At 41.9% G+C, this 24,643-nt stretch carries 21 protein-coding genes; 3 read left to right on the plus strand and 18 right to left on the minus strand.

Going from position 1 to position 24,643, the window contains the following annotated elements; all coding sequences use genetic code 11:
* Positions 1-332: 332 nt before the first annotated feature.
* The 3 genes from hpf to AB3329_RS09650 all read right to left on the minus strand — a co-directional run bounded on the left by hpf (position 333) and on the right by AB3329_RS09650 (position 2,918).
* Complete coding sequence (hpf, locus tag AB3329_RS09640; protein ID WP_368395824.1) at positions 333-884, minus strand: ribosome hibernation-promoting factor, HPF/YfiA family; 552 nt, start codon at positions 882-884, stop codon at positions 333-335.
* Between the two features lie 73 nt (positions 885-957).
* Entirely contained in the window at positions 958-1,620 is a 663-nt protein-coding gene (locus tag AB3329_RS09645; RefSeq protein ID WP_368395826.1) for a ComF family protein, read from the minus strand.
* Positions 1,620-2,918 carry an ATP-dependent helicase ComFA gene (locus tag AB3329_RS09650; protein ID WP_368395828.1) on the minus strand — a complete coding sequence of 433 codons (1,299 nt, stop codon included), beginning with the start codon at positions 2,916-2,918 and terminating at the stop codon, positions 1,620-1,622. The genes AB3329_RS09645 and AB3329_RS09650 overlap by 1 nt, the downstream gene beginning before the upstream one ends.
* Positions 2,919-2,975: 57 nt before the next feature.
* Here AB3329_RS09650 and AB3329_RS09655 point away from each other — a divergent pair, with 57 nt between their 5' ends.
* Positions 2,976-3,620 carry a YigZ family protein gene (locus tag AB3329_RS09655; protein ID WP_368395830.1) on the plus strand — a complete coding sequence of 215 codons (645 nt, stop codon included), beginning with the start codon at positions 2,976-2,978 and terminating at the stop codon, positions 3,618-3,620.
* 217 nt (positions 3,621-3,837) lie between these two features.
* Complete coding sequence (gene cysK / locus AB3329_RS09660) at positions 3,838-4,767, plus strand: cysteine synthase A (protein WP_368395832.1); 930 nt, start codon at positions 3,838-3,840, stop codon at positions 4,765-4,767.
* Between the two features lie 240 nt (positions 4,768-5,007).
* Here the strand turns inward: cysK and AB3329_RS09665 are convergent, their stop codons facing one another.
* The 13 genes from AB3329_RS09665 to AB3329_RS09725 all read right to left on the minus strand — a co-directional run bounded on the left by AB3329_RS09665 (position 5,008) and on the right by AB3329_RS09725 (position 20,911).
* Positions 5,008-5,370 (minus strand): S1 RNA-binding domain-containing protein, encoded by a 363-nt coding sequence (locus AB3329_RS09665; protein ID WP_368395834.1) that lies wholly within the window; start codon positions 5,368-5,370, stop codon positions 5,008-5,010.
* Positions 5,370-6,770, minus strand: a complete 1,401-nt coding sequence (locus AB3329_RS09670; protein WP_368395835.1) for a Cof-type HAD-IIB family hydrolase — start codon at positions 6,768-6,770, stop codon at positions 5,370-5,372. The genes AB3329_RS09665 and AB3329_RS09670 overlap by 1 nt, the downstream gene beginning before the upstream one ends.
* Positions 6,771-6,811: 41 nt before the next feature.
* A complete protein-coding gene (locus tag AB3329_RS09675; RefSeq protein ID WP_368395837.1) occupies positions 6,812-7,453 on the minus strand; it encodes a response regulator transcription factor in 642 nt (213 codons plus the stop codon).
* Positions 7,454-8,347: 894 nt separating this feature from the next.
* Positions 8,348-9,337: an envelope stress sensor histidine kinase LiaS gene (locus tag AB3329_RS09680; protein WP_368395839.1), complete on the minus strand. Its 990-nt coding sequence runs from the start codon at positions 9,335-9,337 to the stop codon at positions 8,348-8,350.
* Positions 9,334-10,032 (minus strand): cell wall-active antibiotics response protein LiaF, encoded by a 699-nt coding sequence (liaF, locus tag AB3329_RS09685; RefSeq protein WP_368395840.1) that lies wholly within the window; start codon positions 10,030-10,032, stop codon positions 9,334-9,336. Before liaF ends, AB3329_RS09680 begins: the two co-directional genes overlap by 4 nt.
* A gap of 110 nt (positions 10,033-10,142) precedes the next feature.
* Positions 10,143-12,041 (minus strand): Stk1 family PASTA domain-containing Ser/Thr kinase, encoded by a 1,899-nt coding sequence (pknB, locus tag AB3329_RS09690; protein WP_368395842.1) that lies wholly within the window; start codon positions 12,039-12,041, stop codon positions 10,143-10,145.
* Positions 12,041-12,778, minus strand: coding sequence for a Stp1/IreP family PP2C-type Ser/Thr phosphatase (locus AB3329_RS09695; protein WP_368395843.1), 738 nt, complete (start codon positions 12,776-12,778; stop codon positions 12,041-12,043). Before AB3329_RS09695 ends, pknB begins: the two co-directional genes overlap by 1 nt.
* Before the next feature lie 36 nt (positions 12,779-12,814).
* Positions 12,815-14,137: a 16S rRNA (cytosine(967)-C(5))-methyltransferase RsmB gene (gene rsmB, locus AB3329_RS09700; protein WP_368395866.1), complete on the minus strand. Its 1,323-nt coding sequence runs from the start codon at positions 14,135-14,137 to the stop codon at positions 12,815-12,817.
* Positions 14,133-15,065 carry a methionyl-tRNA formyltransferase gene (gene fmt / locus AB3329_RS09705; RefSeq protein WP_368395844.1) on the minus strand — a complete coding sequence of 311 codons (933 nt, stop codon included), beginning with the start codon at positions 15,063-15,065 and terminating at the stop codon, positions 14,133-14,135. Before fmt ends, rsmB begins: the two co-directional genes overlap by 5 nt.
* Before the next feature lie 73 nt (positions 15,066-15,138).
* Positions 15,139-17,529 carry a primosomal protein N' gene (locus AB3329_RS09710; protein WP_368395845.1) on the minus strand — a complete coding sequence of 797 codons (2,391 nt, stop codon included), beginning with the start codon at positions 17,527-17,529 and terminating at the stop codon, positions 15,139-15,141.
* Between the two features lie 484 nt (positions 17,530-18,013).
* Positions 18,014-18,331 carry a DNA-directed RNA polymerase subunit omega gene (gene rpoZ, locus AB3329_RS09715; RefSeq protein ID WP_067063589.1) on the minus strand — a complete coding sequence of 106 codons (318 nt, stop codon included), beginning with the start codon at positions 18,329-18,331 and terminating at the stop codon, positions 18,014-18,016.
* A gap of 22 nt (positions 18,332-18,353) precedes the next feature.
* Entirely contained in the window at positions 18,354-18,980 is a 627-nt protein-coding gene (gene gmk / locus AB3329_RS09720) for a guanylate kinase (protein WP_368395846.1), read from the minus strand.
* A gap of 323 nt (positions 18,981-19,303) precedes the next feature.
* Positions 19,304-20,911, minus strand: coding sequence for a ribonuclease Y (locus AB3329_RS09725; protein WP_368395848.1), 1,608 nt, complete (start codon positions 20,909-20,911; stop codon positions 19,304-19,306).
* A gap of 534 nt (positions 20,912-21,445) precedes the next feature.
* On the opposite strand from AB3329_RS09725, the gene AB3329_RS09730 reads away from it, so the two are divergent.
* Positions 21,446-21,928, plus strand: coding sequence for an S-ribosylhomocysteine lyase (locus AB3329_RS09730; RefSeq protein WP_368395850.1), 483 nt, complete (start codon positions 21,446-21,448; stop codon positions 21,926-21,928).
* A 120-nt stretch (positions 21,929-22,048) separates the two neighbouring features.
* On the opposite strand, the gene AB3329_RS09735 is transcribed toward AB3329_RS09730, so the two are convergent.
* Positions 22,049-23,461 carry a cell division site-positioning protein MapZ family protein gene (locus AB3329_RS09735; protein WP_368395851.1) on the minus strand — a complete coding sequence of 471 codons (1,413 nt, stop codon included), beginning with the start codon at positions 23,459-23,461 and terminating at the stop codon, positions 22,049-22,051.
* Positions 23,462-23,476: 15 nt separating this feature from the next.
* On the minus strand, positions 23,477-24,631 hold the full coding sequence (locus tag AB3329_RS09740) for a THUMP domain-containing class I SAM-dependent RNA methyltransferase (RefSeq protein ID WP_368395852.1): 1,155 nt from the start codon (positions 24,629-24,631) through the stop codon (positions 23,477-23,479).
* Positions 24,632-24,643: the final 12 nt, after the last annotated feature.

Consider the following 24,643-nt stretch of genomic DNA (forward strand, 5'->3'; position numbering starts at 1 on the left):
CAGGTTAATTCCTTAACCCGCACGTCTTGGTCTTATTCAGTTCTCAAAGGTCACCATTGCCTCCTTTGAGACAACTCCTTTATTCTAGCAAATCATACGAGAGCTGTCAAGGACTTTTTCCTTTTTTCCCCTCAGACTCTCTCTGACAGCTCAATTAGTATAGCATCTCTTCTCATCTATTGTCAAGGGGGTAAAGCCAATTTTTTCTGTCAGTGAACTAAGAGGAGGTGAGAAGAGAGTGGGAAAAGCTATTCACAAAAAATAGCGTTGTGATCCTTAAAAAGCGGGCTAAAGTAATCTCAAAGCCCGCTTTTTCCTTCCTCTTCTCTTCTTTATTTTGCTTCAATAAGGCCTAGCCCGCCGTCTTCTCTGCGATAAAGTACATTCGTTTGTCCATCATCGGCATCAGTGTAGATAAAGAAATCATGCCCCAGCAAATCCATTTGCAGTAAAGCTTCTTCAATATCCATAGGTTTAAGGCTGACATTTTTAGTCCGCACTATTTTGGCTGAAGTACCGTTTTCTTCAGCTGGCTCTGCTTCAAATTCACTTGTAAATACCTGACCTGCTGGAACTTTTTCCCGATGTTTTTTAGCAATTTTTGTTTTATTTTTGCGGATTTGCCGCTCAATTTTATCAACTACCAGATCAATCGAGCCATACATGTCCTGTGACACATCTTCTGCTCTGAGAGTGATGGAGCCGATTGGGATAGTTACTTCAACTTTTGACATTTTGCCTCGATAAACTTTAAGATTCACACGCGCGTCTAGTTCTTGATTAACATGGAAGTATTTTTCAATTTTTCCAAGTTTAGATTCCACATAGCTACGGATAGCATCTGTTACTTCGATGTTCTCACCACGAATACTATATTTAATCATAAGATACCTCTTTCTCGCGCTTAAGCGCTTTCTTTAATCTAATTATACCGCTTTCATGAAAATTTGCAAGTTTTTATCGGGCCAGGGAAAAGGTTTTTACATTTTTAATTCCATTTTCATAAAGAAGTTTTTTTAAGCTCTGCAGAGTCGCGCCTGTTGTATAAATGTCATCTACAATTAAGACATTGTCAGGATATTTCTTACGTTTTTTTAGTTTAAAGCCTAAATTTTTATGAAGCCTTTCCTCTTTAGATCTGCTGGACTGTTGTACTGAGCCGGAACGGCTGAGAAGGCTGATGTAATCGATATTAGCCGCCTCCAAAAGCCCCTCAACCTGATTAAATTTTCTTTTCTCATATCTCTCTTTGCTCAAAGGAACCGGCACAATACTGTAATGTTTGTACCGGTTCAGACATGCCTTTAATTCTGAAGCAAAAACCTTTCTTAAAAGATAGTCGCCTTGAAATTTATAACGGCTAAAATAATCTTTCATTGCTTGATTGTAAATGAAAAGGGCCTTATGGCAAACTGCGATACCGTTTCTTTCCCAATACAGACAGTCACTGCACTTTTCTTCACATTGATTTTTAAAACAAGACGGACAATGCACAAGGCCTATTTTTTCAAAAGACTGCCAGCAGGAGGGACAAATAAGATGACCGCTGTTTTTTAAAAAAATGATATCCAAAAATGTCTCTTTTTGTTCAATAGTACCTTGACATAACAGACAGCACATCAGAAACCTCCTTTTTGATTCATTTCCTTAATCTCTGAAATCGCTTTTTGCATAGCTTTAGTTACACCACTATGAAAAAAGATTAGTTCTCCGGAAGATCTGACTTTCGAACGGCCAACACGTCCGGCCAGCTGGACTAAACTGCTTTTAGTGTATAGACGGTGATGAGCTAGCAGTACATAAACATCAATCTTTGGAAATGTAACACCGCGTTCCAGAATAGTTGTTGAGACAAGAATGTGAATCTTTCCGCTGCGAAAATTCTCCACACATTTCAAACGATCTTCTGATTGGCTGGAAACATGAGCTATCGCTTCATTAGGAAAGTATTGCCGCAAAATAGCTGTTAATTCTTGTCCCAGTTCTATAATCGGAAAAAACAGCAGCAAAGGAAATCCGCTTTGTCTTTGTCGTTTTATTGTTGCGATTAATTTTCGGGGCAGTCTGCCTCTAGACATCTTTGCCAACAGGTCCCCCAGCCACTGTGTTTTGGGAACAACCAGCGGACTGCCATGAAAACGACGAGCAAGATACAGCTTTTTTATCTCTCCTTCTCTTACCTTTCTTTCCAGTGCTGCGGTCGGAGTTGCTGTTAGAAAAATTTTCAATCCCTTTTTGTGTATGCATCTGTTCACCGCATAGTAAAGCATAGAATTCCCTATAAAAGGAAAGGCATCGACTTCATCAACAATTAATAAGTCAAATGCTTGATAAAATTTTAGCAGCTGGTGGGTTGTCGCAATGAGCAAGGGAGAACGTCTGTAAGGCTCAGAACTGCCATGTAAGAGTGTCACTGAACATGAAAATGCAGAAGTAAAGCGCTTATATAGTTCAATGCAGACATCAATCCTAGGACTGGCAATACAGACAGCCCCTCCTTGATCAATTATATAGGCGACTGCTTTATATATCATTTCCGTTTTGCCTGCTCCTGTCACCGCATGGATTAAAACACTTTCTCTTTTTTTCAGACTGGCTAGCAAAGCGTCAGATACTTGCTTTTGATAGGAAGTCAGCCTGCCCGACCAAATCAGAGAATGAGCAGGAGGGAAGCTTTTCTGGGGGAAAAAATACAGCTGCATGTCGGTCGAAATTCTGCCAAAAACTAAGCAGTCCCTGCAGTAGTAAGCACCATTTGGTAAAATCGTTTCAAAGGGAATTCGAGCAGAACAGCGCACACAAAACCAATGATTTCCTTTTTTAACAGCTGCAGGATAAGTCTGAGCCTGCTTTTGAATTTCTGCAGGCAGCTGACCCTCAGTAAATTGACGGCCATAGAAATTATCTAAATCATCCATATACTTTCTTATTCGCAAAATTTTGCTAAATGACAATTTTTTTTGTAAAATTTTCTTATGACTTATAAGACAATCAAAGCAGATGGAAAAAGTGAAGAAGAGATTAAGAAATCGCGTTTTATCTGCTATCTTAAACGGATTACAGATGAACAAGAAGCCAGAGATTTTATCGCACAAATAAAAAAAGAGCACTATAAAGCCAACCATTCTTGTTCAGCAATGATTATTGGCAATCAATCACAAATTAAACGTTCCAGTGATGATGGCGAACCGAGCGGCACAGCAGGACTTCCTATGTTGTCAGTTCTGGAAAAACAAGAGCTGACTAACCTTGTCGCTGTTGTGACCCGCTATTTTGGCGGCACCAAGCTAGGAACCGGCGGATTGATCCGAGCTTATTCCGGTGCTGTTGCTAAAGCACTTTCAGCTGTTGGTTTAGTAGAAGTAAAGGAGCTGGAAGGACTTGAAATCTCGCTGACCTATTCCCAGTATCAAATCTGGGCTAATTTTTTACAGCAAGAAGGTTTGCAGGAGGCTGAAACCGAATTTCTTGACAGTGTCAAAACACATATTTATCTTGAGTCAGAAAATCTTAACCGGGTCTTATCCCGTCTAACAGATTTTTACAGTGGGCAGTTTTCTTATCAAAAAATCGGCAGAAGATTGTTAGAGCTTCCGTTTAATTCCGGCTTAAGCGAATGATGCCTCACAGTCCTAATGAGAAAAGAGATTTTCGTATCAGAGCTTTGTCCGGCATGCTGACAGAAGAACAGCTAAAAGTTACCTATGCCCCTAAATTACCTTGCTGTACTGTTTAGCGATATGGTTTCCCTATCGCAGTGATAAGAAAAATGTATTTTACAAAGTCCTCAAATCCTATTATACTGTTAGCACCATACAATAATTTTGAGGTAAAATAATGACTGAAATTTATAATTCTATTACCGACTTAGTCGGAAAAACGCCTATTGTTAAATTAAACAGGTCTGTTCCTGAGGAAGCAGCAGCTGTCTATGTAAAATTAGAAGCTTTTAACCCTGGTTCTTCATTAAAAGACCGTATCGCTCTTGCAATGATTGAAGATGCAGAAAACCGCGGCCTTATTAAGCCGGGAGACACTATTATTGAACCGACCAGCGGTAATACAGGAATCGGTTTGGCCTGGGTTGGCAGTGCCAAGGGATATAAGGTTGTCATTGTCATGCCTGAAACAATGAGTCTTGAGCGCCGAAAACTCATTCAGGCTTACGGTGCTGAATTAGTTTTAACAGCAGGCAGTGAAGGGATGAAAGGGGCTATTCAAAAAGCTAAAGATCTTGTTGAAGAAAGAAATGGCTGGCTGCCGATGCAGTTCAGTAATCCGGCTAATCCCAAAATTCATGAAAAGACAACGGGGCAGGAGATTCTTGATGCCTTTGGTGATACCGGACTCGATGCCTTTATCGCCGGAGTTGGAACAGGCGGTACCATAACAGGGGTTTCTCACGTTTTAAAAAAAGCTAACCCAAAGATACAAATTTTTGCTGTTGAAGCAGATGAATCCGCAATTCTTTCGGGTGAGAAACCTGGACCGCATAAAATTCAAGGAATTTCTGCCGGGTTTATTCCTGATACTTTGGATACTGCAGCATATGACGGTATTATTCGTGTCACATCTGATGATGCCATTGCAACAGGGCGGGCTATTGGCGGACAGGAAGGATTCTTAGCAGGAATTTCATCTGGAGCTGCTCTTTATGCAGCAATTGAAAAAGCCAAAGAGCTGGGCAAAGGAAAAAGCGTATTGGCACTGCTGCCGGATAACGGTGAACGCTATCTTTCAACTGCTTTGTATGATTTTGATGCTTAAACTGGAATTGTTTAAGTAGATGATTAACTTAAAACAAAAAGGCTTCAGTCCTGTATAGGAACTGAAGCTTTTTTGTTTGAATTCCGATAATCGATTCCTGGACTCGCTCATCTTATGAAGTGTCTGCAGTCAGCTGAAATTATTTGATTAGAGAGACTTTCCCCAAATATAAGCAACAAAACCAGCAGACTTTGTATCTTTCTTTACGCTTTACTTACTATGCTCATCAAAAAACGTCGCTTAGTAACTGTCTTGTTTTAGATAATGAACCGCTTCTTCAATCCAGACCGGCAGAGCTTCTGCCAAAGGTTTAAAACCAATCTTATACCGGCTGTTAGAAAAGCGATGGCGGTGGGAAAAGCGATGCCTGTCTTCCTCTAAGGTCCGAAGAGACAGACTGACTTTGTGACTGTATTCATCATAATCAACAACTTGAGTCAGCACTTCTTGTCCGACGGTCAGTATATGGTAAATATTATCAATGTAGCCTGTCTTGATTTCAGATATATGAATGAGCCCGACTGTGCCATTATCAAGTTCCACAAAAGCACCGTAGGGCTTAATGTTTGTAATCTTTCCTCTATGCTTTTCACCAATTTTCATCAGTCTTTGACCTCAATCGTTTTAATGATAACATCTGCAAACGGTTTATCCATGGCATCTGTCTCAACAGCTGCGATAGCATCTAGGACTTGATAGGACTCGTAATCCGCCAGCTGACCAAAAACCGTATGACGCCGGTCAAGATGAGGCGCTCCCCCCTTGTCAGCATAGGTCTTTGCAATAGTCTGCGGCCAGCCTCCCTGTGAAAGTTCCTGTGCACTGTAAGGAAGTTCGCTATTTTGAACAATGAAGAATTGGCTGCCGTTTGTATTCGGACCGGCATTTGCCATGGACAGGGCCCCGCGCAGATTATAGAGTTTTTCTGAAAATTCATCTGCAAAACTTTCTCCGTAGATGGACTGTCCGCCTCTGCCGGTACCGGTCGGATCCCCTCCCTGAATCATAAAATCCGGGATAATGCGGTGAAAAATGACATCATCATAATAACCTTCTTTAGCTAGACCCAAAAAGTTAGCGACAGCCTTTGGTGCCTCATCAGGAAAAAGTTTAACTGTCATATCTCCCATACTGGTTTTAATAGTTGCTTCAGAGCCAGAAAAGGCTGTTAGGTTCAACTGAGGAAAGAGAGGTGTTTTATCAACCAAATTTAATTCCTCCAAGGCATGTAAAATCCCATCTTCCTCCACTGTTGCGGTGACGAAGTCTGCTTTTTCCTTGAGTTCCGGGACACTGTTGCCCATAGCCACTTTTAGGCCGGCGTAATCGAACATTTCCATGTCGTTTGGACCATCTCCAAAGTAGAGCAGATTTTCCGGCAGCAAATTTTCTTTTTCAAGGACATGAGCAACTCCGGAAGCTTTAGATACACCATTTTTGATGACATCTGATGAATTGGGATGCCAACGAACAAAGCGTACGTCCTTAGCCAATTCTTTAGGAGGCTGAAGACTGTCCCCTACGTCTTCGAAAGTCCACATATGATAAACGTCATGCTTTAAGTGAAAATCCGGATCGACATCACATTCACCATAAACTGGCACTAGCGCATCGTCTACCAGCTTAGCTCGTTCTGATACAGCCGGCTTATCTTTACCAGCAAAACCATAAGCTATTCCAATCTCTTTAGCCCAGTCTACATATTTTTTGGCAACATCAGGAGCAATAGGGTCATTCACAATTTCCTGTCCGTTCTTGTCACTGACATAAGTTCCGTTGATGGTGACAAAATAATCAGGATTAAGATCGCGAATTTCAGGAACAACCCCATAACTGGCTCTGCCTGAAGCAATCCCAGTCAAAATCCCCTGCTGCTTCAAACTTTTAAAAACAGTTTTAATGGAATCGGGCATATATCCTGTGTCTTTGACACGCAGCGTATCATCAATATCAAAAAATACAATCTTAATTTTTTCAGCCTTATCCTTGGTTCTTATATCCATAACCTACCCCTTCTAAGCAAAGTCTTACTCTATTATAACACTTATTCCTCATCTTGGGGGACCAAGTGATGCTTGAAAGCGTAAACAACTGCTTGGGTACGATCATCAACCTCTAACTTAGCCAGAATATTAGAAACATGAGTTTTAACTGTCTTCAAAGAAATAAAAAGTTCATTGGCAATCGTTTGATTATCATAGCCTTTAGCAAGTAATTTTAGAATATCATGTTCTCTGGCAGTCAAATCTTCATGCAAATCAGGGTTTTGATTATGCGCCTTGATTTTTTTATCGACTTCTGTTTCGATAGCCAACTGCCCCTGAGCAACTTTTTTAATAGCATTTAAAATTTCAGCTGCACTGGACGTTTTCAGCATATAACCTTTTGCTCCGGCTTCGATGACCGGGTAAATTTTCTCATTATCCAAATAAGAAGTTAAAACCAAAATTTTAGCTTCTTCCCATTCTTTTAGTAAGGCTAAAGTTGCTGTTACACCATCCATTTCCGGCATAACCAAATCCATAACCACAACATCAGGCTTAAGTTCTAAAGCCATATCAATCCCATCACGGCCATTAGAAGCCTCACCGACGACTTCTACGTCCGCCTGCAAATTTAAAAAACTCTTTAAACCTAAACGCACCATCTCATGATCATCTACCAAAATGACCCGGATTGTTTTCATATACAACTCCTTTAAACAAGATACAAAGGGCGTATAAAACGCAAAAGGAAAATAGGGGACTGACTGACGAATCGCCAGATTCTAAGTCAGGACATCTTTTTCCCGCAGCGTTTAGCCCGTGTTCAATTCACAAGATACAAAGGGCCGTTTAAAAATCCGTATGAAAATGGCGGTAAGTCCGAAATCTGTGATTTCGCAGACGCACCCCTGCCAGAACGACTAGAAAGGTGCGGTCGACTGTTAAGGCGACAAAGCTTTCAGTCGTTTACGGCTGGCGGTAAGCCAGAAACCTATGATTTCGTTTGCGCATCTCTTTTTCACTAGGATTTTAGGCCGTGTTCAGTTCCAACAAGATACAAAGGCCGTTTAAAAATCCGTATGAAAATAGGGGATGGCAAGTGATGCTGGCATCACGACGACAGCCATCTTTTTCACTAGGATTTTAGGCCGTGTTCAGTTCCAACAAGATACAAAGGGCCGTTCAAGCTCACAGCAAAAATAGGAGCCTGACTGCCGAGTTACCAAAGACTCAAGGGAGGGCTGCACTTACAGAGTAGCCACATTCGTACGTCAGCATACACTTCCTACGACTGCGTCTCTTTTTTGCACAGAGCTTAGCCCGTGTTCAATTCACCAAGATACAAAGGGCGTGAAAAGAACACCGCAAAAAGGCGGTAAGCCAGAAATCTTCGATTTCGTCTGCGCACCCCTGCCAAGACGACTAGAAGGGTGCAGTCGACTGTTAAGGCGACAAAGCTTTCAGACAGTTTTAGCAGAGATAGTACCGATAGCAGCTAGCTTGGCTGGTTCGCTTCCTGCGGTGTTTAGCCATTAACTGCTGCCTAGAACGATGTTAAGGGAGAAACTTCTTATCACCATCTAGCACTGCCCCCCTTATTTTATTAGGGGTAAGCGGATATCCATTGAGACTCCCTTATTTTTTTCACTAAGCGTTTTAATGGTTCCTGCCAGATCATCAACCCGGTCTTCAATATTCTTTAATCCATAGCTCAAATCTCTAGCTTCATCTGTATCAAACCCAATACCGTCATCAACCATTTTCAGCTGCAGCTCAGCGTCTGTCTGAAACAGGTAAATTTCCAGACGGCTGGCCTGAGCATGCTTTAGAGTGTTGCTGATAAATTCCTGAACAATTCTAAAAATATGCTCTTCCATTGTCTTAGGAAGCTTTCCAATGTTTTTATGATAAAACACCTCAATGTCACTCTTATCTGTCAGCTCTTTCAGAATCATATCCAACCCTTCAGACAAAGACTTATTTTCTAATTCCGTCGGCCGCAGATGCAATAATAAAATCCGCAAATCATTTTGAGCATTCTGCAGCATTTCTTCGACAGCTTCCAGCTGGAGATGCAGCTGATCCGGAGCCAGCTGTTCTGTATTTTGAGACAGGCCGGATAAAATCATAGACGATGCAAACAGTTCCTGACTGACCGTATCATGTAAATCACGGGCAATCCGCTTTCTTTCTTGTTTAATAATTTCCTGACTATTTAAAATACGGGCATTTTCCGTATTTTGCAGACTTGTTGTTAAGTGCTCCATCTTTTTGGACAGGCGCAGCAAGTTGCTGTTGATTTCTGTGCTGCCATCTACCTTGACTGCCTTGTTATTTAATATATGACGTAAATTTTGGTTAATACTTCTTTTGCTGTTTTCGTCTAGAACAAGCCATAGGAACAAAAGGAGAATGGTAACAGATAAAATGAGGAAAACTACTGAGAAGAGAAATTGCTCAATAACCCAGATATCTGTCAACAGAGAACTTAGCTGCAAATTTAAGCTGCGAAGCAGAACAAAAATAATAGAAATAATGATAACACTGGAATACAGTAGAACAAGAAAATAATAATATTTTTTCATTGTCTCACCACCTCAACATCGCCTGCTAAGCTGGAGACAATAATTTTGACTGTTTTTAAGCTCCTCTGCTCCTCAGGCTGACAGAGTTTAATCGTCTCATTGCGCAAATCGTATTCTGCAAAATCAAAGAGACGCACACTGCCGTAAATAGAGCTGACATCCAGCCTGACTGAAACATCAATCGGGACAAGAATTTTAGTCGGTCCAAATACTTTACGGATAACAATAACATTATCTTTCCCTGTCACAATGACATCTGTCAAATCGATTAAATCACTCCCGCTGACACGGATAATATTCAAATCATCAAAAGCATAAGTATCCGGACTGGTATGTTCGGCCGCCCCTATCCATTGATTTCTGCTGGGTTTTGCAGTCAGCGTTTCTTTTTGAAACTGTATCAAAGCGTAACGATTTTTCTTTTTTACTTGTGAAAAATGGTTAATAATCACATAAACAACCCCAAATACAATAGCTAAAATAATATAGGGGTTCAGCATGAATATTAAAAACAAGAGCAAAAGGCTGACCGTCAGTAAAAAATTATTGCGGCTGTCCTGATTATAGAAACGCAGTGCCATTAAAACGATAGCTAAAATTAAAATAAAACTGGACCAATTGTCTGCCAGAATAGTCACTAAGCCCATGGCCAGCAAGACCGCTTCGACAAGCAGAAAAAACTGAAACTTTCTCATCCTCTCTCCTTACTCCTGCCATTTTACCAAATTATAGCTAAATTTTCACCTGTTATTATCAAGAAAAAGCTCCGTTTATTTAGAATAAACGGAACTTTTCTTGTCTTTTACTAATCAGATGATTCAGATGAAGAATCATCTGAACTTGAAGACGAACCATCTGAACTTTCTTCCGGTCCTTCTTCGGATGAATCACTGCTTGAAGACGAACCATCTGAAGATGAAGAGGATCTTTCTGAATAATCCCCGCTTTGAGAAGAATATAGATAGAGGATAATGTCATCATTTCCGGAGAGGACAATTTCATAGCCGGCCTCCGGACTCTGGCTGCTGATGACAGCTGTAAGTGATGGAGAGGTAATTTCGGTATAATCATTAGTATATGTCTTAATGCGTGAAGTCGAAATACCCAAACCTGTCAGCATATCAAGAGCATCGCCATAGGTATAGTCAGTTAAATCAGGCATCGTTACAGTATTGCTGCTGGCCACTTCAAACCTAATCTTATCATCACCGGCAGTATTGAAGGTCTCACCGGCCGCTGGGGTCTGGCTGACTATCGTATCATCATCATAATAGTCGCCTGCCGCAACCTCCTTGATTTCAATCTGCGATGACGATACGCCATAGTTCTCTGTCAGACTGGCCATAGCCTCCTTATAATTCTGGCCGGTATAATCTTCCATTGTAAAGGCCGAATTGCCGGTCGACACATAAATATCAACACGCGTTCCTTCCTTCTTTGATGAACCGGCAGCTGGATCTGTCCGAACAACCTTGCCGCTGTCCACAGTTGTACTTTCTATCTTATGAACATCGCCTACCTCCAGGCCTGAATTTTCAATTGTCTTCTTGGCAGCAGCCAATGTTGAACCGGTCACATCAGGAACACTTACTGTAGACGGATTGCGCAGAATAACAAAGGCCAGCCAGGCCAAAGCAACAGCAAAAACAGCAAAGGCAATTTTTGCCACTGTTCCAAGAAGTCGTTTCTGCTTTTTCGCTTTCTTCTTTTTTTTAGGACTGCTCCCTTTAGTATCTGCTGCTGTACTCGCATTTTGAACAGCGCTGCTTTCTTTTTCATCTGCTTCTGCAGTTACAGCAGAAGGTTCCGGAACCACTTTAGGTAAGGTCTTCGTATTTTCGTGGTCGTTAAAAACTAACTTGGGTTCACGGCTGCGATTATAACTGAGAGCTGTCATTAGGTCCCGGCTCATCTCAAAAGTTGAAGAATAACGATCACTCAACCGTTTAGCAGTAGCCTTAATAACGACATTTTCAAGAGCCTGGGGAACATTTTTATTCAGTCCTATAATTGACGGAAGCGGTTTTTGGAAATGCTGCAGTGCAATGGTAACAGCGCTGTCCCCATCATAAGGAATATGGCCTGTTAACATTTCAAAGAGCATAATTCCCATAGCATAGATGTCACTTTGAACCGTGGCTTTAGAACCGCGGGCTTGTTCAGGCGACAAGTAATGCACACTCCCAAGCATTGAGTTGGTCTGCGTCAAACTCGTTTCAGCAAAGGCAACGGCGATTCCAAAATCAGTGACTTTTACGGTTCCGTTTTTGGTCAGTAAAATATTTTGGGGTTTAAGATCCCGGTGAACAATCCCCTGCTGATGGGCCAGTGTCATGGCAGAAAGCACTTCTTCCATAATCCTGACAACTTCATTATTTGATAAAGGAGCGTGCTCTTGGATATATTTTTTTAGGTCGGACCCTTCAACATATTCCATTACTAAAAATTGCTGGCCGTCTTCTTCACCAATATCGCGAATTGCAACAATATTAGGATGATTCAATTCAGCCATAGCTCGCGCTTCTCTCTGGAAACGCGTTACAGCAACCTGATCCGTCTGATAATTTGTCCTCAGTACTTTTATAGCAACTTCTTCATTATCTAAAATCAAGTCATTGGCTAAATAAACATCTGCCATCCCGCCCCGTCCAATGGATTTCAAAATACGATAACGACCAGCGAACAATTTGCCAATCTGAATCATTATTCTCCCTCACTTTCGACGTGAACTAAAGCAATGGTAATATTATCCAAACCTCCTCTATTATTAGCAAGCTCTACCAACTCCTTATTTTGATCATCAAGGGGAATATCTTTATTTAAAGTCGCAACAATTTCTTCGTTTGTCACCATATTTGTCAGCCCATCACTGTTGATAACCAAATAATCGCCAGTTTCCAGCCATATCTCTCCCAGTTCAGGTTCAACTGGGTTAGCCTGACCAATTGACTGAGTAATAATGTTTTTTTGCGGATGAGAGGCCGCTTCTTCTTCGGTCAGCTGACCGGCCTTAACCAGTTCATTAACCAATGAATGGTCGCTGGTCAATAACTGATAGGTTCCTTGTCGAACATGTCCGATTCGCGAATCACCAACATGGGCGTAGATAACATGACTGCCTATTAAAACCAAGGCTTCTACCGTTGTCCCCATTCCTTTATAATCCTCTGTCTGACCAAGGCCGAATATTTTCTGATTTTCAGCCTCAAGTGTAGCAGACAGCCATTGACGTATCTGTTCGGGGTCTGTTAATTCTGTCCCAACCCACTCACGACCAAGGTCTGTAACAGTCATCTCACTGGCTATATTACCTGCACGATGTCCTCCCATGCCATCAGCCAAAACGATAAGAGAAATACCTTTTTTGTTATCAAACTTATTGATAAAATCTTGATTATTTGAGCGTCTCTGCCCAATATCTGTTAAAAGTGAAATTTTCATAATCCTTTTCTGACCTTGTCAGTTTCCTCCTAGATATTACGAGATACGTTTGACTTGGCTGATAAAAAAGCCGTCTGTATGATACTGCTCAGGTGTAATGATAATACAGCCATCTTTAACAATATCTTTTTGCTTATGATTTAATGGTACTTGTTCAAAATCAGAATGCTTTTCCAAAAAGGTTTTAATAACTTGGAAATTTTCTTCTGCAAAAATCGTACAAGTGCTATAGGTTATTATACCACCTTTTCGTATTGTTTGACAAACGCTTTCCAATATTTGCAGCTGAATTTTTTGCAAGGCTGCAAGATTCTGCAGTTCTTTATTGTACTTAATGTCAGGCTTGCGCCGAATCAAGCCGATTCCTGAACAGGGGGCATCGACTAAAATTTTATCAAAACGGTCTTTGCCAAAATAGTCATGAACTTTTCTGGCATCCAATTTTCGTACAGAAATCCGGTCAGACACATGTAAACGCTTGGCGTTGTCAATAATCAGTTTTAACTTATGATCATACAAATCCAGTGCTTCTATATGCCCGCTTGTCAAATAGGAAGCCATATGGGCAGCTTTACCGCCCGGAGCACTACAAGCATCCAAAATCGTTTCATCACCTTGAATGTTCATAATAGGTGTGACTAACTGGCTTGATTCATCCTGGATGGTAATATCGCCGTGAGAAAAATAAGCCGTCTCAGCAAAACGCCCCGACGACTTGACCAGACCAACTGGAGAGATCTGCGAGTTAAGGGCAGCTGTTGCAGCCATAATTTCCGATTTTTTTTGCGGATTGACAAGGCGGATACTGGCTTTGCTGCGAACAAGAAGGCTCGCCATTATATCCAGCCCCCGTTTTTCACCGTACTGTTCTGTCAATTTTCTGACCAGCCAAACTGGCAGGGAATATTTCACCGAATAATATTTATTTTTTCGTTTTATACTGCTTATATCAGGCAGGTTCCCTTCAGTCACACGGCGTAAAACAGCATTGACCAATTTCTCTGCTCCTCTTTGTCGGCTGCGTTTTTTGGCCAGTGCAACAGCTTCATTGACTACTGCATGATTAGGAATATTATCCAAATACAAAAGCTGATACAGACTCAGCAGTAAAAGATAATAAAGCCATTCTTCCAATTTTGTCCGGTCTTGAATAAAATGCGATAGATACCATTCTAAAGTAATCTTTCGCGCCACTGTACCGTAAACAAGTTCGGTAACCAGACTTTTGTCCTGACTTGTCAAGGAGGATTGTTTGAGATAGCGGCTAAGAACAATATTGGAATAGGCTTGCTCTTTAAAGATTTTTTCCAAAATCAGCAAAGCTGCACCGCGCGCTGATTTTTGCCAGCTGTTTTTAATCAAAAAAGTCACCTGCCTCAACTGTTCGGCCGACGCCATTTAAAAAATCGGCGATAGGCATTTTCGGCTTGCCTGCCGGCTGAACAGTTTCAAGCGAAACAGCTCCCTGTCCGGCTGCGACAATCAATTTTTTCTTGCTCTTTTCAATAACCTGTCCCGGCTGTCCTTGACCAGACGCTAGAGAAACTTCGTGCAGCTTAATACGCTGTCCCGCCAGAAAAGTGTGTGATATCGGCCAAGGATACATACCGCGAACCTGATTAAATACCGACCTGGCCGACTGCTGCCAGTCAATCCGCTCCTCTTCCGGACTGAGATTAGGTGAGAAACTAACCTTATCATTATCTTGAGGCTGAGGCTTAAGATCTCCGGAAAGATAAGCCGGCAAAGTCTTTAGAAGCAGGTCACGTCCCAAAACAGCCAGCTTATCAAAAAGTGTTCCAACATTATCATCATCCGAAATAGGGAGCGAAGCGTTGGTAATGATATCCCCCGCATCCATCTCCTTTACCATTTCCATAATCGTTACACCTGTCTCCTTCTCGCCATTAATCAAAGCGTAATGAATCGGAGCGCCACCGCGGTATTTAGGGAGCAGAGAAGCATGAACATTAACAGCAAAATCAACTCCTTCAAGCAGTTTGCTGGGCAGAAACTGACCGAAAGCTGCGGTCACGATTCCATCAGCACCTAATTCCAGCAGTTCAGCTAATTCTTTTGACCCTGACAGTTTTTCCGGCTGAAAGACTGGTAAATCGTGCTCTAAAGCTAAATGCTTGACCGCAGAGGCTTCGATTTTTTTTCGCCGCCCCACAGCTCGATCAGGCTGAGTGGCAACCGCTAAAATATCATAGGATTCAGAATCTAAAAGTCCCTGCAGAATAGTTGCGGAAAAAGCGGGAGTCCCCATAAAAATAATCTTTGTCATGCTAATGCTTACCTCATCATACTCTTTTTTTCATTATATCACAGCAGCTTGCAATTCTCATCAAATGCAGGTCTCACATAAAATTCTGCGGTTCATGGTCAATAGTTATTCGCAGATCTTTATTCTGACGGTCTTGAGCGAGGTCAAGAATCTGATTCAAAACAGCCTCCAGCTGTTCCTCAAACCGGTATTTAACCAAAATTTGGTAGTGATATAGGCGATGTGTTCTGGCAATCGGTTTTGGAGTTGGCCCCAGAATCTTCACCTGCTGACTTAATTGGTTCTTTAACAGCTGTAAAACATTATAAGCTTTTTCAATGACGACTTCTTCCATTTTATGCGAAAGTGTTAAACCCACTGTGTAATAGTAAGGAGGATAACCCAGTTGGCGGCGAATAGTCATTTCATAGCGGTAAAAAGCTTCGTAATCTTGCTTTTGCGCCATCTGAATAGCATAATGTTTAGGATTATAGGTCTGAATCAAAACTTCTCCTTTTTTTTCTGCCCGGCCGGCCCGGCCAGCCACTTGAGTTAATAGCTGAAAAGTTCGTTCGGAAGCTCTGAAATCAGGTAAATTAAGCGACGTATCAGCATTTAGAACACCAACCAAGGTAACATTAGGAAAATCAAGCCCTTTTGCAATCATTTGAGTGCCCAGCAAAATATCAGCTTTATGCTGTCCAAATGCCTGAAGAATTTTTTCATGGGCTCCTTTTTTGCGCGTTGTATCAACATCCATACGCAAAATACGCGCTTCAGGCAAAACCTCTGTCAGTTCATTATATGCTTTTTGGGTTCCTGTGCCATAGTAGCGAATACTCTGGCTACCGCAGTTAGGACAGCGATGCGGGATCGCCTTTGTAAAACCGCAGTAATGGCAGTTCATTGTCTTTGTATCCATATGCAGGGTCAAAGAGATGTCACAGTTGGGACATTCGTCAACAAAACTACAGTCACGGCACATAATAAAACTAGAATAACCGCGGCGGTTGAGCATCAAAACAGTTTGCTCTTTTCGGCTTAAACGTTCTTTTATTTTATCCAAAAGAAGAGGAGTAAAATTGCTGACCTCCTGCTGGCCGACATAGTCACGGAAATCTACAACCTGTACATTAGGAATTTCAGCCTTAGGATTAGCCCGTTTAGTTAACTGTAAAAAGTGGTAAACCTTCTTGCCGGCTCTAGCTCTGCTTTCAATACTTGGTGTTGCTGATCCCAAAAGAAGAACAGCCTGATGGTTTTGCGCACGCAGCAAAGCCACATCACGGGCGTGATAACGTGGATTGCTTTCTTGTTTATAGCTCGCTTCATGCTCCTCGTCAATAATAATCGCCCCGATATTTTCAAGCGGGGCAAAGACAGCCGAACGCGCTCCGACTACAACCTTGGCTTCGCCTGATTTAATCTTGCGCCATTCGTCAAACCTCTCACCATCTGACAGCCCTGAATGCATTATGGCAACCTGTTCCCCGAAACGGGCAATAAAGCGGTTGGTCATCTGAGGTGTTAAAGAAATTTCCGGAACTAAGACTATGGCTGTCTTTCCCAATTTTAAAACGTAATCAATAATATGCAGATAAACTTCTGTCTTCCCGGAACCGGTAACTCCTTCAAGCAAAAAAGGCTGGGAACTCTGCCCGATTTGTTCACATACTTCAGTTACCACACGATTTTGTTCGGAATTTAAAGTGAGAAAATCTTGCTGCTGCACATCAGTAAAATAAGCAGCAGATCGGCTCAGTTCACGCTCAAAAATCGTTATTAATTCCTCATTTATAAAAAATTTGCAGACCTCCCTTGAAAAATACTGATATAAGTCAGTCAGCCGGCCGTCCTCATAATTAGCCAACAAATAGTCTTTTAGCGCCTGCCTCTTCTTAGCCCGGTTTGAAACAGTATGAGAGGCTAATTTAGACCGGTTAACATGGTAATACTTCTCTGTTTTGACGCTTTTTCTGTCTTTAGCCAGATAATCGACTGTAATTTTCCCTGCCTTAACGAGACGGCCGACTTGTTTCTGCCCTTTTTGATCAAGCTGAGAAAACAGCAATGTATCTTTATCAGCAAAAATCTCCTTCTTTTCCTGAGCAGCCAGAGAAGCAGTCGGACGCAGACGCTTATCATATTGTGAATTCAAAAGTCCAGGCAGCATCGCTTTTAAGATTGAAATCTTAAAGGAAAAAACACTTTTACGCATTTGATCAGCAAGCAGGAGCTGCTCCCCATTTAAAACCGGCTCAAAATCTAGGACTTCAGCAATATTTTTTACCTTTAAATCTTCAGCTGTTTCCTCTATCCCCACAACAAAACCTTGTAAAAGCCTGTCGCTGCGCCCAAACGGCACATGGACACGTGTCCCTACAGTAAGATCTTCTTCCAGTTCTTCAGGAATGGCATAGGAAAAGGGCTTATCAGTCTGCATTAAAGGGACATCAACTATAACCTGTGCTATACGAAAAACCATCTTACCTCCATAATTAAGATACAAAGCCCGTGAAAAGAGCAAAGCAAAAATAGGAGCCTGACCGCTGAGTCACTAAAGACTCAAGGGAAGGCTGTCTTTTTTGCACAGCTCTTAGGGCGTGTTCAATTCATTAAGATACAAAGCCCGTTAAAAACGCAAAAGGAAAATGACGGTAAGTCCGAAATCTTTGATTTCGCAAACGCAGCCCTGCCAGGACAACTAGAAAGGTGCGGGTGACCGTTAGGACGACAAAGCCTTCAGATGGCTACGGCTGACGGTAAGGCTGAAATCTCTGATTTCGCAGGCAATCCTTAGAAGGAGCGACAGCTAACAGACGCCTATGGCTGATAGTAAATCAGCAGTTAAAGGTGTGTTTTTCATACCCCTAACGGCTCAAAGATGGATTAAGAACCTCAGCTTTGATTGTTGAAGGGCTGTAGCTGTCATTCTTAGTCTTAAATAAAAATCTAAGATTGTAACAACCTTAGATCTTTTCTCCTTCTTCTTCCTTTTCTTTAGCGATTTGTTCTTTAATCTTACGCTCTTCTTCTTCCTGAGCAAGCCTATCCGCTTCAGCCTTAGCTAAAACAGCCGCTCGCTTGGCTTCCGGATCCGGGTGAATAGCAACATTACCAGAATTTATCTCCTCTAAGGCCCGAAGAGTGGATTTTACTGCCTTAAACTCCTGTGTTGGTTTAGCACCAAATTCAAGTTCATGTGCGCGCTTAGCCTGCAGAACGCATAAAGAATATTTTGAAGGAATTCTATCCAACAAGGTATCAATGGAAGGTCTTAACATCATAGCTTTATTCTCTTTTCTAAAATTATCTGCTTAATCGAGTTTCCTCAATCATACTCATGTAATGCCCAATAACACGTTCAACACGAAAGTGTTCTGTTTCAATAATATGCTTGACACGCTCTGCAGCCAAACTCACTTCGTCATTAACCACAGCATAGTCATATTCCCGCATAAGGGCAATTTCCTCTTTTGCACGTTCGATACGTTTTGCAATATTTTCTTTACTGTCAGTCCCGCGGTTGATGAGGCGTTCTTGAAGCTTGCTCAAATCGGGCGGGGTCAGAAAGATAAATACGCCATCAGGGACTTTTTTCTTAACTTGAAGAGCGCCTTGAACCTCAATTTCCAAAAAAACATCAATCCCTTTGTCCAAAGTTTCATTCACATAAGTTAAGGGAGTACCATAATAATTACCGACATATTCGGCATATTCCAGCATCTGACCGTTTTTAATCAGCTCTTCAAACTCTTTACGTGTACGGAAAAAATAATCAACACCTTCGACTTCTCCGGAGCGCTGCGGGCGTGTCGTCATAGAAACGGAATACTCAAACTTATGATCCGGTGTTGAAAAAATCTCTTGTCTTACCGTCCCTTTGCCGACACCGGAAGGTCCGGAAAAAACAATTAATAAGCCACGTTCAGCCATTTCATGCTCCTTAGAATTACTTTCATTTAGTGTATCAAAATTAAAAGTTTTTTTCAAGAAAATTTACTGAGCAGTTTATCTGTCAAGCATCGCTGATTTCTCAGACTTTGCTGCTATGTATTGACTTTTCCCACCAACTACTGTGCTTATAAAAGATAAGCCTATTCTTTTAAAAAAGAATACAGACAGTCTGCCAGCTGCAGAGCTAAGCGCCTCTTTCACTTTTGTCGGAGAGGAGAGGGCAAAAAAAGAGAGCGCAGCGGCTCAGTGACGGAAAATCGGATTTCAAAATCCAACTTACCAAAAACAGCTCACACTCTCTTTTATTTGGCATAGTCAATTGCCCGCATTTCTCGGATAACAGTCACCTTGATATTCCCCGGATAATCTAAATTATTTTCGATTTTTTTGCGAACTTTATGGGATAAGAGGACCACTTGGTCATCTGATATTTTTTCAGGCTGAACCATAATCCGAATCTCGCGGCCTGCCTGCAGGGCATAACTATTTTGTACACCCTCAAAGCTTGTCGCAATTTCTTCCAAATCCCTTAAACGTTTAATATAATTTTCCATGGACTCATTGCGGGCACCGGGCCGGGCAGAACTGAGAGCATCCGCTGCTGCAACTAAGACGGCTATCACACTTTTAGCTTCGACATCCCCATGGTGACTGGCAATGGTATTGATAACAACAGGGTGTTCCTTATACTTACGAGCAAATTCTGTCCCAATTTCTACATGACTTCCTTCTACTTCGCGATCAAGGGCTTTCCCCATATCATGTAAAAAACCAGCCCTGCGGGCAAGATCAACATTCTCACCCAGTTCACCAGCTAAAATACCGGCTAATTTCCCAACTTCAATGGAATGACGAAGGACATTTTGTCCATATGAGGTACGGAATTGCAGACGCCCCATAATCTTAATCAGATCAGGGTGAAGATTAGGAGCTCCGATTTCGTAAGCAGCCCCTTCACCGTATTCGCGTATACGGTTATCCATCTCCAAACGGTTTTTCTCAACCAATTCCTCAATACGAGCCGGATGAATCCGACCATCCTGAATGAGAGCTTCAAGGGTCATTCGCGCAATTTCACGCCGAATGGGATCAAATCCTGAAAGAACGACTACTTCAGGGGTATCGTCGATAATGACATCAATCCCTGTTAAACTCTCAAGTGTCCGGATATTCCGGCCTTCACGGCCAATAATACGGCCTTTCATATTATCATCAGGCAGGTGCACGCTGGTAATTGTCTGCTCTGTCACATAGTCCCCTGCCATACGCTGCATGGCCTGAGCTAAAATATTTTTGGCTGTTTTATCAGCGCGATCCTTCACTTCGCGTTCTGCCTCTCTAATCCGGCTGGCGATATCATGGGACAAATTCTTTTCTGTTTCAGTCAGAATAATCTCACGCGCTTCTTCTTGATTAAGTTCGGCAACTTTTTCAAGCTCTTCGCTTTTTTTCGCTTCTAGGGCAGCAACTTGTTCTTCGCGCTCATCAATATTTCTAGATTTATCGGTTAGACTTTGTTCTCTGCTATCCAGGAGTCTTTCTTTACTGGATAAATTTTCATCTTTACGGTCAAGAGAAGAGGCACGTTCTGTCAGCCGTGTCTCCATTTGCTTGAGCTCTTGTCTTTCAGACTTAAATTCTTTTTCAATTTCTTCTCGATATTTTCTAGCCTCTTCCTTTGCTTCTAAAAGTAATTCTTTTTTATGAGCTTTACTTTCACGATCCGCTGTTTGACGAATGCGGTCGGCTTCTAATTCAGCCTGTCCCCGCATGTTGACAGCATCCTGTTCTGCATTCAAAAGAGTCAGTTCAGCAGCTTCTTTCGCAGACTTCAGTCTAATCGAAATAAGCGCATAACCAATGATTAAACCAATGAGGGCACAAACAAGTGCTAAAATAAGATTTAACATGTTTATACCTCTATCTATTTTTTAGTTTTCTTAACAGAAAGCTATCTTTTAGTTTATCATAAAATAAGATTTTCGACAATTAAAATTGAAAACAGTAACGTTACAAATTGAAAACCTTCTCTATTTTATGATATGATTTAAAAGAGAGATAGGGAAGGCGGCATTAAAAATCTAACCCTTAAATTACTGCTAGTAATATATACAATACGCAAGCCATCCTGTGGCATTTAGTCGCTTTCCCAAAATTTTAAATTGTTACTGGACAGCTCCATCCTACAGAATAGAATTAGAAGTGATTTAAAAGTTAAGGTTTTTATTGGCCCCTCCTCTTCTAGTCGTTCTGGCAGAGGGGCGCAGACGAAATCAAAGATTTCTGGCTTACCGTCAGCCGTAAACGTCTGAAGGCTTTGCAGTCTTTAAGCCTGCCGCACCCTTCTAGTCGTTCTGGCAGAGGAGCGCAGACGAAATCAAAGATTTCTGGCTTACCGTCATTTTCATATGGGTTTTATATCTTGGTTTACATGGAGGAGAAAAATGAAAAAAGATGTTATTGTTGAAAGTTTTGAACTTGATCACACAGCAGTAAAAGCACCCTATGTCCGTCATATTTCCGAGGAGTCTGGACCTAAAGGCGATATCATCAGCAATTTCGATATCCGTCTGGTTCAGCCCAATGAGAACGCTATTCCTACAGCAGGACTGCACACGATTGAGCACCTCTTAGCTAAACTGCTTCGTCAGAGAATTGAGGGAATGATCGACTGCTCACCTTTTGGCTGCAGGACGGGATTTCACCTTATTATGTGGGGAGAGCACTCCAGTACTGATATTGCAAAAGTTATTAAAGCAAGCTTGGAGGAGATAGCTCAGACAACAAGCTGGGAAGATGTCCCGGGAACCACAGCCGAGTCTTGCGGTAATTACAAGGATCACAGCCTGTTTTCTGCCAAAGAATGGGCTAAATTGATCTTAGAAGCAGGTATTTCAGACGATCCTTTTAAACGGCATCTTGTTTAACAGCCGTTTTTACCGAAAATACAACAAATAAAAAAGCTTGGTTGTAAAAATTTAGGACCAAGCTTTTTTATCTATCAAACAATGGAAAGAAAGAATATTTTCGCGGACTAACAACCTGTTTTAATAATCCAGTGCATCTGAGTAGCCTGAAGCATTGCCGACAAAATAGCCTGTCTTACAGTTGATGGAAAAAAGATAGGTGCCATCAGGCTTGTACATGTTGTAATAACCGTTGCCGTTAATAATATTAATAGGCTCAAGGATATAATCATTGCCTGAGATATAGCCGCGCTCCTGCGAAGTCGCCACAATTTTTTCAAGCACTCCGGGATTGAAAGTCCATGCTAAATTAGCACTGTCTGCCACGGCCTCCGCACTGTATGGGACACGTGAACGGCTGCGGTCCAGCGTTGAATTGTCATATCCCGAAATACCAGAACCGTTTACTGCTGAATTCGATTCAGCAGCTGAACTTTCTCCGGAAGCAGCCTGTTGTGATGAGCTGCTTCCCCCGGCAGCCAACTGCTCACGGCCAGCAGCAATGACTTTTTGCAGCAAAGTATCCAAGCTGGCATTGCCGGTATTTAACGTTTCACTGGACAAATCGTCAAAATTAGCGTCAGATTTGACAGTGGCAGACTCCACCTGCTTTCCATCAGCAATGGCATCGGAAGTAAACTTACCATTTACCGCCTGAACCGCTTTTATCTGACGGCTCAGCTTATCGTATTTACTTTTGGCATCCTTATAATAGTCTGTATCAGCCAACTGTTTAAGAGCCGTTTCTAATTTAGAAAGATTGGCGAACTCGCTGTTTTTAGGCAAGGTTTGCTGGTCATCAGCAAAGAAGGATTGATACAGACTGTCAAATTCATCTGCAGCTTCCTTAGAGCTGTCTTTTGAACTTGAGGCAGTTGAAGATGTGCTGGCTTTATTGCCAGACGAACCCGATGTTTGCTGCTGTGACTGCTGACGATTCAGATAATTCATCCCAAAACCAGCAGCAAAAACGGCAAGAATCAGAGCAAATAAAGCGCCCAGCAGTAGTTTGCGTTTTTTATAGAAAGGAGAGCTCTTTTCCTTTGTGCTGGTAAGAGGCTCCTCAGCCGGTTCTGGATCAGAAGCCGTTTCAGTTCCCGACTGACGCACTGTTTCTTCAGCGATAAGAGTATCCTCTGTCACTGTATCAAACTGTACCGGCTCCTCACTTGAAGCAGAGAGCTCTTTTTCTGCCTCATCCTGAAGAAGGTTAGACTGTTCTAACTCTTCACGCTGCTGTTTGATAAAATCATCAAGCGCCGCTGTATCCAATTTTTCATATCTGGCAGTAATAGTATCAAATTTTTGCGAAGCAACTTCTTCAGGATGCTGTTTGATATATTTGTCTAAAACACCATCTTCTTCAGTTACTCCGGCTTTGATTTCTGAATCTTTGCGAACGGCTTCGCCGACAGTCATCTCCCGAGCTTTTTCAAAATCCAGTTTTGACTCTTCATTTTCCTGTTCTTGTGGCTTCTTCTTTTCCTCTGTCACCCTTTCCCTGCCTTTCTAAACCTGAGCACGTTTGACACGTTCTCCAAAAAACTGGTATAAATCAACTTTTAGTGTCCCATTGTACAGTTTTCGTTTTTTATCGGCTTGCATGCCGTATTTTTTTTCAAATTGTTCATCACTGGTCAAAATAAACTTACTCCAAGTCTTCAGCAGAGCAAAGGCTTGACCCATCTCATTATACAAAATATTAACTGCTTTGTCATCCAGCAATCGCTCGCCATAGGGAGGATTGGCTATAATAACACCATTGATTTTCTCCGTTTTAAGGTCTTGAAGGCGCATTTGTTTCAGTTTGATGACATCTTCAAGTCCGGCTGCTGCCACATTTTTTCTGGCAGTCTCAATCATTCGGCCGTCAATATCAAAACCGGAAATATCCAGCTCAACTGTTCTGTCAATTTGCCCTTCTGCCTCTGCACGGAGCTGGGCCGTCAGTTCCTGATCAAACCAAGGCCAAGATTCAAAGGCAAAGCTGCGCCTGAGGCCCGGAGCCATATTCATGCCAATCATAGCTGCTTCAATACAAAAAGTTGCTGATCCGCAAGTTGGATCGATAAAAGGTTTATCAGGGTACCAGTTGCTTAGCTCAATAATAGCCGCAGCCATATTTTCTTTAAGCGGAGCGCCTCCCTTATCCACACGGTAACCGCGTTTAAATAAACTGGAGCCGGTTGTATCAATCAGCACACTGACCTGATTTTTGACAATAGCAAGCTCAATCCGGAACTCTGCACCATGTTCCGGTAGGGGAATGCCCTCCGGCCGATGATAATACTGCTGCAGTTTTTTGACAACAGCTTTTTTTGCAACAGCCTGTACACTGGGTTCATTATGAAGTCGGGATTTAACACATTTGGCCTTAGCAATCGGAAATTGTGCACCCAGAGGCAGGTAGTTTTCCCAATCAAGAGACTTTATCCCTTGAAAAAGTTCTTCAAAAGTAAGAGCTGTAAATTCTCCAACTACAATTTTGATACGATCCGCTGCCCGCAGCCACAAATTACTTCTGATAATAGCCGTCTGATCTCCCTGAAAACGAACTTTGCCGTTTTCAATCTGACAGTCTATTTTTAAATTTCTGATTTCACGGCCGACAACAGCTTCAAGACCTGCTCCGGCTGTAGCCACTAAATTAAAGCTTTCTTTCATTATGGTCCTTTT

The organism is Streptococcus huangxiaojuni, assembly GCF_040930515.1.
GTDB lineage: Bacteria > Bacillota > Bacilli > Lactobacillales > Streptococcaceae > Streptococcus > Streptococcus huangxiaojuni.

Bases quoted from the DNA above. Each gene is read 5' to 3' on its own strand.
- hpf (WP_368395824.1), bottom strand. From the start codon at position 884: ATGATTAAATATAGTATTCGTGGTGAGAACATCGAAGTAACAGATGCT.
- AB3329_RS09645 (WP_368395826.1), bottom strand. From the start codon at position 1,620: ATGTGCTGTCTGTTATGTCAAGGTACTATTGAACAAAAAGAGACATTT.
- AB3329_RS09650 (WP_368395828.1), bottom strand. From the start codon at position 2,918: ATGGATGATTTAGATAATTTCTATGGCCGTCAATTTACTGAGGGTCAG.
- AB3329_RS09655 (WP_368395830.1), top strand. From the start codon at position 2,976: ATGACTTATAAGACAATCAAAGCAGATGGAAAAAGTGAAGAAGAGATT.
- cysK (WP_368395832.1), top strand. From the start codon at position 3,838: ATGACTGAAATTTATAATTCTATTACCGACTTAGTCGGAAAAACGCCT.
- AB3329_RS09665 (WP_368395834.1), bottom strand. From the start codon at position 5,370: ATGAAAATTGGTGAAAAGCATAGAGGAAAGATTACAAACATTAAGCCC.
- AB3329_RS09670 (WP_368395835.1), bottom strand. From the start codon at position 6,770: ATGGATATAAGAACCAAGGATAAGGCTGAAAAAATTAAGATTGTATTT.
- AB3329_RS09675 (WP_368395837.1), bottom strand. From the start codon at position 7,453: ATGAAAACAATCCGGGTCATTTTGGTAGATGATCATGAGATGGTGCGT.
- AB3329_RS09680 (WP_368395839.1), bottom strand. From the start codon at position 9,337: ATGAAAAAATATTATTATTTTCTTGTTCTACTGTATTCCAGTGTTATC.
- liaF (WP_368395840.1), bottom strand. From the start codon at position 10,032: ATGAGAAAGTTTCAGTTTTTTCTGCTTGTCGAAGCGGTCTTGCTGGCC.
- pknB (WP_368395842.1), bottom strand. From the start codon at position 12,041: ATGATTCAGATTGGCAAATTGTTCGCTGGTCGTTATCGTATTTTGAAA.
- AB3329_RS09695 (WP_368395843.1), bottom strand. From the start codon at position 12,778: ATGAAAATTTCACTTTTAACAGATATTGGGCAGAGACGCTCAAATAAT.
- fmt (WP_368395844.1), bottom strand. From the start codon at position 15,065: ATGACAAAGATTATTTTTATGGGGACTCCCGCTTTTTCCGCAACTATT.
- AB3329_RS09710 (WP_368395845.1), bottom strand. From the start codon at position 17,529: ATGGTTTTTCGTATAGCACAGGTTATAGTTGATGTCCCTTTAATGCAG.
- rpoZ (WP_067063589.1), bottom strand. From the start codon at position 18,331: ATGATGTTAAGACCTTCCATTGATACCTTGTTGGATAGAATTCCTTCA.
- gmk (WP_368395846.1), bottom strand. From the start codon at position 18,980: ATGGCTGAACGTGGCTTATTAATTGTTTTTTCCGGACCTTCCGGTGTC.
- AB3329_RS09725 (WP_368395848.1), bottom strand. From the start codon at position 20,911: ATGTTAAATCTTATTTTAGCACTTGTTTGTGCCCTCATTGGTTTAATC.
- AB3329_RS09730 (WP_368395850.1), top strand. From the start codon at position 21,446: ATGAAAAAAGATGTTATTGTTGAAAGTTTTGAACTTGATCACACAGCA.
- AB3329_RS09740 (WP_368395852.1), bottom strand. From the start codon at position 24,631: ATGAAAGAAAGCTTTAATTTAGTGGCTACAGCCGGAGCAGGTCTTGAA.